Origin of the sequence: Catenovulum agarivorans DS-2 (assembly GCF_000568405.1) — a bacterium.
GTDB lineage: Bacteria > Pseudomonadota > Gammaproteobacteria > Enterobacterales > Alteromonadaceae > Catenovulum > Catenovulum agarivorans_A.
In genome coordinates this window covers 1-2,892 of the sequence record NZ_ARZY01000074.1, presented here as the reverse complement: position 1 = coordinate 2,892, position 2,892 = coordinate 1, and the positions used below count along the sequence as shown (strand labels likewise).

At 41.9% G+C, this 2,892-nt stretch carries 2 protein-coding genes; both read right to left on the bottom strand.

The genetic code is table 11. The features are described from left to right. Window positions 1-1,740, bottom strand: a 1,740-nt coding sequence (gene glyS, locus DS2_RS19140; protein WP_035016692.1) for a glycine--tRNA ligase subunit beta, incomplete at its 3' end; no start/stop codon positions are given. Window position 1,741: 1 nt separating this feature from the next. Further along, window positions 1,742-2,644, bottom strand: a complete 903-nt coding sequence (glyQ, locus tag DS2_RS19135; protein ID WP_035016691.1) for a glycine--tRNA ligase subunit alpha — start codon at window positions 2,642-2,644, stop codon at window positions 1,742-1,744. Window positions 2,645-2,892 lie beyond the last annotated feature (248 nt).

Genomic DNA, 2,892 nt, shown 5'->3' with positions numbered 1-2,892 from the left:
CCCTGCCAATGCTTCTGCCGCTTCAAGTTGTTTAAACTCAGATACTGCTTTAACACGTAAATCAAAATCAAGCGGTTGAGTTGGGCGCTGCTCTAATACAGCTTGAATAATTTCGACTTGGTAACCTTGGTCTTGATACCAAGCTCGGAAACGGCCAAAAATAAACTCAACTACATCATTTACTGCGGTGTCGCTGGTAAGTTTATCTCCATAAAGGCTGATTGCATGCTCTGTGATTTCAGCTATGTCCAGATCTAACTCATTTTCAACAATTATACGCAACGCGCCAATTGCTGCACGACGCAAAGCAAATGGGTCTTTGTCCCCTTTTGGTAACAAGCCAATACCAAAGATACCCGCAAGTGTGTCGAATTTATCCGCTAATGCAACTGCACAACTGACAGGTGCTTGTGGCAATTGGTCACCGGCAAAACGAGGTTGATACTGCTCATTTAAAGCATTGGCGACCGCTGAATCTTCACCGTCATGGTTAGCATAATGCATCCCCATAACACCTTGAACTTCAGGAAACTCCATCACCATATCAGTCATTAAGTCAGTTTTAGATAACAAACCTGCACGCTGTGCCAATTGAGCATCCGCGCCAATTTTGTCACCGATAAACGCAGCAAGCTTAGCAATACGCTCTGACTTGTCGAACAAGGTCCCAAGCTTTTGTTGGAATAATACTGTTTTCAAGCTATCTAAACGGCTTTCAAGTGACTTCTTTTTATCGGTATTGAAAAAGAACTCAGCATCAGCTAAGCGTGGTCGAACGACTTTTTCGTTCCCCGCAATTACCTTGCTTGGATCTTTACTTTCAATATTAGAGATAAAAATAAAGTTGTTCATTAAGCGACCATCTTTATTTAATACGGGGAAGTATTTTTGGTCGCCTTTCATAGTATAAATTAACGCTTCATCCGGCACAGCTAAGAACTTTTCTTCAAACGATGCCACCAACAATACAGGCCACTCAACCAAGCCTGTTACTTCGTCTAATAAGTCATCATCTAAATCAGCGACACCACCGAGTTCAGCCGCCTTTGCTTCTACTTGATGTTTAATTTGTGCCTTTCGCGCCTCAAAATCAGCAACTACAAATGCCTTTTCTAACACAGCTTCGTATTCGTCAGCATGGTTAATTTGCACACGGCCTTTAGAATGGAATCTATGACCTTGTAGCTCTAAACCAGTTTTAACCCCTAATAATTCAGCATCAATTGACTGGCCGCCAAATAAAATTGTAGCCGTGTGTACTGGTCGAATAAATTGCACATCTGAATCACCCCAACGCATAGGTTTAGGAATGGGTAATTTGGCTAATGCTTTGGCTGCGATTTCAGGAATTAACTCAGCAACAGGTTTACCTTTAACCTCAGCTTTATACATCAACCAAGCGCCTTTATCAGTTTCTAACCTTTCAGCTTGGTCGACTTCAATTCCATTACCACGCGCCCAACCTAAAGCAGCTTTAGTTGGATTGCCGTCTTGATCAAATGCTGCTTTTACCGCAGGGCCTCGCTTTTCAACAATTTTATCTTGTTGTTGGCTAGCAAGCGCGGTAACTTTTACCGCTAAACGACGTGGTGATGCAAACCATTTAACTTGTTCATATGCTAACTCTGCACCATCTAAACCTGCTTGAACATTTTCTGCAAAAGCTTCTGCCAACTTACGTAAAGATTTTGGTGGCAGCTCTTCTGTACCTAATTCGATTAATAAATTTTCAGTTGCCATGTTAAACCTTCTTTAATAATGGGAAGCCTAATTCTTCACGTGCTGCGTAATACGCTTCTGCACATGCTTTTGCCAAAGTACGTACACGTAAAATGTAACGCTGACGCTCAGTTACTGAAATTGCATGGCGTGCATCTAATAAATTAAATGCATGTGATGCTTTCATAACCTGCTCATACGCTGGCAACGGCAAACCTTTTTCAATTAATTTGGCACTTTCTTTTTCACATTGGTCGAATTGCAAAAATAATGCGTCTACATCTGCATGTTCAAAGTTATAGGCTGATTGCTCCACTTCGTTTTGTAAGAACACATCTCCGTATGTCACTGTACCCATTGGACCATTTGCCCACACTAGGTCATATATACTGTCGACACCTTGAATGTACATAGCGAGACGTTCTAAACCATAGGTAATTTCACCTGATACAGGTTTACACTCTAAGCCACCAACTTGTTGGAAATAAGTGAACTGGGTGACTTCCATACCGTTTAACCAAACTTCCCAACCAAGCCCCCAAGCACCCAATGTTGGTGACTCCCAGTTATCTTCAACAAAACGAATATCATGAGTTTGGGTATCGAAACCTAATAACTCCAACGAACCTAAATACAAGTCTTGAATGTTGCTTGGTGAAGGTTTCAAAATTACTTGGAACTGATAATAGTGTTGCAAGCGGTTTGGATTTTCACCATAACGGCCATCAGCCGGGCGTCTGCACGGCTGCACATATGCGCAGTTGTGCGGCTCTGGTCCTAATGAACGTAAGAATGTCATTGGGTGGAAAGTACCTGCACCGACTTCCATATCCAAAGGTTGCACTATTACGCAGCCTTGCTGCGCCCAATAATCTTGTAATGCCAGGATTAAACCCTGGAAGGTTTTGATATCGTACTTAGCCATATAGTTTGAATATCTTGTTGTTAGTTAGGGGCTATTTGCCCGAATTTCGCGCGAAAAATGGCGGCAATTATAACTTACCGTAAGCTTGGCAACCAGTGTTTATATGGATTGATAGCTAAATTAGCGGTTCAAATGTTTACTTATAGCTCCCGAATGAACTTGGAAGGCACTAGACTTGGGGCAAGGTCGCATGGAAATTCCGAACAACTCACCAAATATTCAAAGTATTCTTCAAATAAGGCATATGG

Excerpts from the sequence above, each read along its gene's own strand:
- glyQ (WP_035016691.1), bottom strand. The coding sequence starts at position 2,644 with ATGGCTAAGTACGATATCAAAACCTTCCAGGGTTTAATCCTGGCATTA.